Source organism: Rothia sp. HMSC036D11 (assembly GCF_001814205.1).
GTDB classification, from domain to species: Bacteria; Actinomycetota; Actinomycetes; order Actinomycetales; family Micrococcaceae; genus Rothia; species Rothia dentocariosa.
In genome coordinates, this window is sequence record NZ_KV815278.1 from 161,347 (window position 1) to 169,448 (window position 8,102).

At 57.9% G+C, this 8,102-nt stretch carries 5 protein-coding genes, 1 tRNA gene and 1 pseudogene; 6 read left to right on the forward strand and 1 reads right to left on the reverse strand.

The annotated features are described in order from the left end of the window. Positions 1 to 223 precede the first annotated feature (223 nt). The 6 genes from HMPREF2958_RS02910 (at position 224) to HMPREF2958_RS02935 (ending at position 7,766) form a co-directional block, all read left to right on the forward strand. Positions 224 to 2,356 (forward strand): RecQ family ATP-dependent DNA helicase, encoded by a 2,133-nt coding sequence (locus HMPREF2958_RS02910; protein WP_070696415.1) that lies wholly within the window; start codon positions 224 to 226, stop codon positions 2,354 to 2,356. A gap of 55 nt (positions 2,357 to 2,411) precedes the next feature. Then, positions 2,412 to 2,930, forward strand: coding sequence for a tRNA adenosine(34) deaminase TadA (tadA, locus tag HMPREF2958_RS02915; protein WP_070448756.1), 519 nt, complete (start codon positions 2,412 to 2,414; stop codon positions 2,928 to 2,930). A 381-nt stretch (positions 2,931 to 3,311) separates the two neighbouring features. Then, entirely contained in the window at positions 3,312 to 4,226 is a 915-nt protein-coding gene (locus tag HMPREF2958_RS02920) for an ABC transporter ATP-binding protein (protein WP_070696418.1), read from the forward strand. Between the two features lie 2 nt (positions 4,227 to 4,228). After that, on the forward strand, positions 4,229 to 6,793 hold the full coding sequence (locus tag HMPREF2958_RS02925) for a YhgE/Pip domain-containing protein (RefSeq protein WP_070696421.1): 2,565 nt from the start codon (positions 4,229 to 4,231) through the stop codon (positions 6,791 to 6,793). Between the two features lie 48 nt (positions 6,794 to 6,841). After that, positions 6,842 to 7,453, forward strand: a complete 612-nt coding sequence (locus tag HMPREF2958_RS02930) for a TetR/AcrR family transcriptional regulator (RefSeq protein ID WP_246824104.1) — start codon at positions 6,842 to 6,844, stop codon at positions 7,451 to 7,453. Positions 7,454 to 7,679: 226 nt separating this feature from the next. Next, positions 7,680 to 7,766: transfer RNA gene (locus HMPREF2958_RS02935), tRNA-Ser, on the forward strand. A gap of 82 nt (positions 7,767 to 7,848) precedes the next feature. Here the strand turns inward: HMPREF2958_RS02935 and HMPREF2958_RS02940 are convergent. Then, positions 7,849 to 8,102: pseudogene (locus HMPREF2958_RS02940) on the reverse strand (hypothetical protein); the annotation flags it as partial.

An 8,102-nucleotide genomic window follows, 5' to 3' on the forward strand; every position in this document is an offset into this window, starting at 1 on the left:
TTGTGAGAAACGATTAAGAGCGTGAACCTGCCTCACGAGCTTGGCTAACTGATGGAATCATGGCGTTTATACCCGATGAGGAATATAAGGGCGGTGAAGTCAGTACCCATATATTCCGTGACCGCGATAGTATTCCCAAACCTGCATGCACGAGGTAACCGTACAGCATGTGCGGAGCCTTGAAATCTGCCATGATGGGAGAAACCCCTCACAAAGGAACCCCATGCCAACACTCCATGAAAATGCCCAAGTCCTGCTCAGAAAGCTCACCGCAAACCCAAATGCGAGCTTTCATCCCGGGCAGTTCGAGGCTATCGAGGCGCTTGTCACCGACCGCCGCCGCACCCTCGTGGTACAGCGTACAGGCTGGGGAAAATCTGCCGTGTATTTTATTTCGGCGCTTCTGATGCGCGCCCAAGGTTCCGGGGTTGCCCTCATTATTTCTCCGCTGCTTTCGCTCATGCGCGACCAGGTGCAGGCAGCCGAACGTGCCGGGGTTCGTGCCGCTATGGTGAACTCCGCTAACGTGACCGAATGGGAGGCAATACGCGCCCGCCTTGATGCAAACGATCTGGACGTTCTCCTCATTGGACCCGAACGACTCAATAACCCCGCATTTCGTGAAGAATGGATGCCTTATCTGCAGCCGCGGCTCGGCCTTCTGGTGGTTGATGAAGCGCATTGTATATCCGATTGGGGGCACGACTTTCGCCCCGATTACCGGCGCATCGGGGCACTTATTCGTGAGCTTGATGCGAACGTTCCCGTACTCGCGACGACCGCAACCGCGAACGAACGTGTAAGCCGCGATATTGCCGAACAGCTTGCCGCAGGCGCCAACCCCGAGGATGTTGTGGTGCTGCGCGGTTCGCTCACCCGCGATTCTCTGAGGCTGGGCGTGCTGCAGCTGCCCGACGAAGCGCAGCGTCTAGGCTGGCTGGTTGAACACCTTGATACGCTGCCGGGCTCAGGAATTATCTATACCCTGACAGTATCCGCCGCCGAAGACACCGCTCGACTGCTGCAAACCGCCGGGCACAAGGTTCTTGCGTACACCGGAAAAACCGATCCCGATGAACGCCGCGAAGCCGAAGAAGCCCTCAAAGCCAACCGGGTTAAGGCGCTTGTTGCCACGAGTGCCCTCGGTATGGGATTCGACAAACCGGATCTGGGGTTTGTGGTGCATCTTGGGGCGCCTTCTTCGGCGGTGAGCTACTATCAGCAGGTGGGCCGTGCCGGTCGCGGCACCGACCATGCGGATGTGCTTCTGCTGCCCGGGCGTGAGGACCGCGCGATCTGGGAGTATTTTGCGACCGCATCCATGCCCGACGAACAGAACGCCTACGCCGTGTGTGAGGCGCTGGCGGATGAGCCCGATGGGCTTTCTATACCCGCGCTGGAGGCGCGTGTACAGTTACGCCGAAGCACCTTAGAGCTTCTGCTCAAAGTACTCGATGTTGAGGATGCTGTGCGCAAGATCGGCTCACGCTGGTACTCCACAGGTACTCCCTGGAGCTACGATGCACCGCGATACCGTGCCGTGGCGCAGGCGCGCGTTCGGGAGCAAGAGGCCATGCTCGCCTACGAGAGTACCGAAGGGTGCCGCATGGTCTTTCTGGCACGCGAGCTGGACGATACCACGGCGGCTCCGTGCGGAAAATGCGATAGGTGCGCGGGCCCCTGGTACCCCGAACAGGTCTCTGAGCGCGCCGTGCAGCAGGCTCAAGGAACCCTCAACGCGGTTGGCGTAGAAATAGCCCCGCGCGGCATGTGGCCTACCGGGCTACAGGAGCTCGTGGGAGAGAACGCGCCAAAGGGTAAGATTCCGGTGTCAGAGCGCGCCGAACCGGGTTACGCGCTGGCACGCCTCAGCGATGTGGGGTGGGGCAGCCGTGTGCGTGAACTTTTGGCGACCGACGAATCCGGGGAACCTCTCGATACGCCCGTTCCCCAAGCCCTCGGGCAGGCCTGCGTGCGGGTTCTTGCGGCATGGGACTGGGGTGAAACCGGGCGCCCCGAAACCGTACTCACGGTACCGTCTCCGGTGCGTCCCACGTTAGCGCGCTCGTTGGGGGAGGGGCTGGCCCATGTCGGCAAACTCGTGTATTTGGGCGAGGCTGAGCTGGCTGCCGAACCGCGTTTCTTCGGCGGTAACAGTGTTTTCCGATGTGCCGATGTCATGCGTTCCTACCAGATTCCGCCTGAGGTAATTGAGAGGCTGCGTGAGCATCCGGGACCTGTACTTTTGGTGAGCGATATTGTGGATTCTCGCTGGAGTATCACCGTGTTGGCGCAGCGGCTGCGGGCGGGCGGAGCATCCGCTGTATACCCCTTCGCGCTGGGTGTGACACACTGAGAATATGTATTTCTCATGAGGAATATATAGCTTTTGACAAGGACATATAGACGATATGGAATACAACAATAGTGGTGCTCACGCCGGTGACGGTGAAGCCCTCAGTACCATTGCGACATTGGCTGAGCATGAACGCTGGATGCGCCTGGCTCTCGACGAAGGAAAGCGCGCAGCATGCGCCGGTGAGATACCTATCGGCGCGGTGGTGGTGAATGCCGAAGGCGAAATTATCGGCTCGGGGCACAATAGTCGCGAACACGATCATGACCCCACCGGGCACGCTGAGATCCACGCGATTCGCCAGGCGGCACAGCATCTTAAGACCTGGCGTTTGGAAGAGTGCACGCTCGTAGTGACCGTTGAACCATGCCTCATGTGTGCCGGGGCGATTCTGATGGCGCGCATACCCACGGTGGTTATGGGTGCTTGGGAGGAAAAAACGGGTGCGGTGGGGAGTCAATATGATGTGCTCCGTGACCGTCGTTTAGGGCTTGATGTGCAGGTTTACGCCGGGGTGCTGCGCGAGGAATGTGCCGGGCTGATGCGCACATTTTTTGAAGCACGCCGCCCGTAGCAGGGGATCTAAACTGCTGGGTATTTTGTCTAAATTCTTTGTCTTCCCTCATAAAAGTCTCGTGATGTGAATAAAACGGAGGAAACCGTGCTTGAGCACATCATGAGTCTTTTAGTCTGAGAAGGGAAGGAAGAAGATAGAGGGAGAGAGGGGGAGCGATGGGAGCCGGCACCGCTCACCCCCTTATTTGAACGAAAATCGCTTTTTCTTTGAAAAATAATCCATAAATTTCAAAAATAACATCGGAAATCGTCAAAAAATGGTCATGTGCACTGTTTCTGCGGATCTACGATAGATGAGGTAATTCAGGGTCCTGCGTGCCACTTAACGCGGGGACGCGCCAAGAATCCTGACACGTATTCATTTAAAGGTTCAGCACACATGTTAACCGCAGACGATATTTGGGCTCGGGGTCGCCATAAGGCGCTCTTCGGCCGTACCAGCTTCACGGTGGAACGCGGCGAGGTCATCCTGATACAGGCCGACAGTCAGATTGAACGCACTTCCCTGAGCTTAGCCCTTACCGGGCGGCTGAAGCTCAGCGGCGGAACTCTCAGCTGGGATCACCGAAGCCCCGTCAGCTTGCGCCACCTGCGCAGTATCTCTGACATTATTGATTCCCCAGAAGTTACCGCCCCCGAAGTACATATGCGCGTGCATGATTACGTCTCCGAAATGCTCTCGTACTCTCTGCCGTTCTTCGGTCGACCCCGAGCAAGCCACTGGCTGGAGCAGAATGATTTAGGCGAGCTCGATAGGCTCTGGACCGAACAGCTTACAGGTGAGCAGAACATCCGTCTGATGAGCGCGTTAGCGGCGCATACCCGCTCCGATCTTCTGGTATTTGATACTCCGTCACGGCATCTGGACCACACCCGCATGTGGCTGCCGTATCTGCAGGAACTCGCCGAAAACGAAGACGATCCGTGTGCCGTGATCGCCGTAGTTCCGCATATTTCCGAAAGCTGGGACGGCAAAACTGCCGTGGTTGGTGACGCCCACGAAGACCTTGAAGAAAACCCGCAGGATGCGCCCGAGAGCATCCGCCTCACCGTTGCGCGGGAGGAAACCGACTCGTCCCTGGATGACCTGCTCGGCGGCGACCACCACGACGACGATCATAGCGACCCGAACGATCGCGAGACGCTACAGAGCGAGGATCCGGGCGAGAAGGTACAGACCGTCCGGTCACCGCAGGAAGACTCGGCGGCGAACGCATCCGAAGTATCCGAGCCTTTCCCCGAAGACCACGAAGAATTATCAAACCCGAAGAACCCAGCAGAGAAGGAACAGTAACTGTGAGTGTAGTTCGTGTTGCGCTCGTCGAACTTAAGCGTCTAACCTCCGGAGTGCTTCCGGTACTGGTGCTTCTTGCTATGTCGTGTATTCCGCTGCTGTACGGTTCACTGTACCTGTACGGCAACTGGGATGCCTACGGGAATGTGAACGGTATTGTGGGCGCACTCGTGGTGGAAGACGAGGGCGCGAAAGATGCCTCCGGTAACGATCTGAAAACCGGTGCGGATGTCAAAAAGAGCCTGCTGGATGCGGGAACCTTCGACTGGAAGAGCGTAGAGACCCGTGATAAAGCTGTCCAAGGCGTCAGCGACGGGACCTATGATTTTGCGCTCGTGATTCCGAAAGACTTCTCGGCCAGGCTCGTGAGTACCGGCTCGTTCAAACCTGATGAGAAAGGCAACACCGGTCCCATTAACCCGCAGGCCGCCGGGCTGGAAATTATCACGAACGACGCCAATAACTATGTGCTCACCAACATCGTGACGAAGGCGGGAACAGCCGTGCGGGATTCCGTGGCCTCCAAGGTGGGGGATAAGACGGCGAACACTCTGCTGGCAAGCTTCACGACCATTCACGGCAAAATGAATGAGGCAGCCGACGGCGCCGACAAAATCAACGCGAACACCGTCAAACTTTCCGATGCGATGACCCAACTCGCTGACGGAACCGGAACCCTCAACGATGGTGCCGTCAAGCTCGCGGACGGGTCTGAGCAGCTGGTGGATGGTTCCAGTAGGCTCGTCGAAGGGCAGAATAAGCTCGCCGATGGTTCATCCCAGTTGGCTGACGGCGCAGGCACCCTCAACCAGGGGACCGGAAAAGTCAATGACGGTGCGGTCAAGCTCGCTGACGGATCATCAACCCTGACCAACGGTGCCTCTGACGCGCATAACGGCGCTTCCCAGCTGGCGGATGGCTCCGCAGCCCTCGCAAACGGCACCGGCAGCCTTAAGAAAGGCGCGAACGACCTCGCCCAAGGTGCCCAGCAGGTCGCCGACGGAACGCATTCGCTCAAGAATGCATTAGATCAGGACGGGGTGCGTCAACTTCCCGGAACGCTCACCGCCATGTGCCAAAACCTGAACTCGATCGACACCTCCGCCCCAAGCGGGGATTTCGGCACAGATCTGTCAAATACGGTGGTGTCTAAGGTTGCCGAAGATACCCGGCAGAAACTAGCGCCTCTCGTCGAATCCGGCTCCATCAGCCAGGAAACTGCCGATGAGATCGTCGCCAACATCAATTCCGAACAGACGAAATCGGCTGTAGCATCCGCGAACGATCAGGCACTCAAAAACCATCTGGCGCAGCACGGACAAGCCGGTTCAGATGTGTTGGCGAAGCTGCAAACCCTCAAAAATGACAACTGTGTGGCCACCGGGGAATCCGCTGCAGCGCAAAAACTCAGTACCCTGATTGACGGGGTGGATAAGCTCGACTCCGGCGCCACGGCGGTAGCGCAGGGTGCCGGAACACTGCGCGACGGCATCACCAAACTCGATTCCGGGGCAACCACCCTAGCGGACGGTTCAGCTAAACTCGCCGACGGCACCGGGAAAGTTGCCGATGGTGCCTCCACCCTCAATAACGGAGCAGCCCAACTGGCCGAGGGCACCGGTGAACTCAAAAACGGTACCGGAAACCTGCACAACGGCGCACAGCAGCTTGCCGATGGCGAAAAAGAAGCCTTAGACGGCCAAAACAAACTGCACGAGGGCGCAACCACGCTGCAGGACGGATCATCTCAGCTGGCTGACGGCACCGGAAAACTCAGCAGCAGCACCGACCAAATCGCCGACGGCACGGGACAGCTCAAAGACGGAACCGGGCAGCTCTCCACCGGACTGCAAAACGGCACCCGCCAAATCCCCAACCTGAACGAAGAACAGCAAAAAGACGTAGCCTCCGTCATGTCCTCACCCGTGGACCTCGAACACAGTTCCCTAGCCAACGGACGTAATTACGGCGAGGGTATGGGACCGTTCTTCATGTGCCTAGCCCTGTGGATCGGCGGCCTGATGCTCGTGCAAACCCTGCGCCCGCTCAACAACCGTGCACTGGCCTCAAAGGCACCGACAGTGCGCATCATCCTAGGAAGCTGGCTGCCGTTCGGACTGATCGGTATCGCCCAGGCAGTACTCATGTTCGCGGCAGTGAAATTCGGGCTCGGATTCCAGATGGCGCATCCGTGGATTGCCTTCTTCTTCCTCTGCTTCGTCGCAACGATCTTCACCCTGTTCATTCACGGCGTTGTGGTGTTCTTCGGCTCGCCCGGCAAGCTCATAGCCCTGATTATTATGATCCTGCAGCTCATCACGGCGGGCGGCACCATGCCCTACGAAACCCTGCCGCACGCCATGAGGTGGATGCACGACTTCTTCCCCATGGGCTACGCCGTCACCGGTATGCGCAGGCTCAGCTACGGCATCAACGAATCCAGCCTGATGCCGATCATGATGTACCTGCTGGTGTGGGGTGCCGTCGGTCTGGTGCTGGGGTACCTGGGAACCCGCCGTGACCGCATCTGGTCCCTGAAAAAACTAATCCCCGAAATCACGGTGTAGGGCCTTAGTATGGAGAGAACAGCAACCGCCACGAAGGGAACCATCCCCATGCCCGATACGCCGAACCCCGCACGCCGACCGGGCCGCACCGGCAAAACCCAACGCAAACTCTTCACCGCCACGATGGAGATCATGGAGCATCGGGGAAGCGCCCACGTGAGCATTGAAGAGGTCGCCCAACGCGCCGGGGTCTCCAAAGGCACCGTGTACTACAACTTCGGGTCGAAGAAAACCATGATCGACCGGCTTCTGCAATACGGCACGCACCTGCTCGTGGAGAGCATGAGCGAAGCTTCCGTCGCTCAGAGCGACCCGCGCGAAGGGCTGCGCAAAAGCATCTCCACGGCGCTCACCTATCTGCACGAACACCGAGGATTCACCAGGCTCTGGGTGAGCGAAGTGTGGAAGGGGCTGGACGCCTGGACCGACTCAATGGTGGACAACCGCCAAGAAATCCTGGATTTCATAGAGTCGCAGGTACGCGCCCTGCGCAGCCGCTACACGATCGATACCGCCCAGGATACACGTGCGTTGGCGCTTTCTATTTTTGGTGCTACTTTTATGCTGGCGATGGACCGGGAGATACACGGGGTGCAGCGTAGCATCGAGGACTCCACCCGTGCGGTCATGCTGGTATTTGACGGCTATATTCGGCACTGACGGATGCGGCTTTCAGGCGATATTGGGGTGCACAGCCGCTATGGGTTCGCTCTTGACTGAAGGCTAACCCCCTGGGTGAGGAACTAAGTTCGGCAGACAGAATAAGCGGTATGATGCGCTTGTCACTAAGGATTTGAAGGGTGCCTCCAACACCTTGGATGGAACCGAGCAAGGGGGTGGAGTTTTTTGCCCCCTTGGGGCGGATGCGGTAGAATCATATCCTATTGGTGGTGTGTCCGAGCGGCCGAAGGTGCATCACTCGAAATGATGTTTGGTGTAACAGCCAACGAGGGTTCAAATCCCTCCACCACCGCATAGCTAAACCCGTCGGGTCTTAGAACTCTAAGACCTGGCGGGTTTTCTGTTGTGCACCTTGTGTCTAGAAAGCTATAGGCTTAGGTGAGGACGAAGTTTTTAGCCCACGTGAAATCTCCCGAGGCGCTCTGCCTACTACGGAACTCGGGCCCGAACTCAGGACCACCAACAGGACAATACTCTTTCCCGTACCCCTCGTGGGCTAACCCCGAAACCACAGGCACCTCTAAAAGACGCTGCACCCAATACTTATCCTGCATAAACCGCACCAAAACCTGAGCATCCTGAGTATTATTCGGGTCAGCCCAATACCCATAATCCACCCGAAACGCCA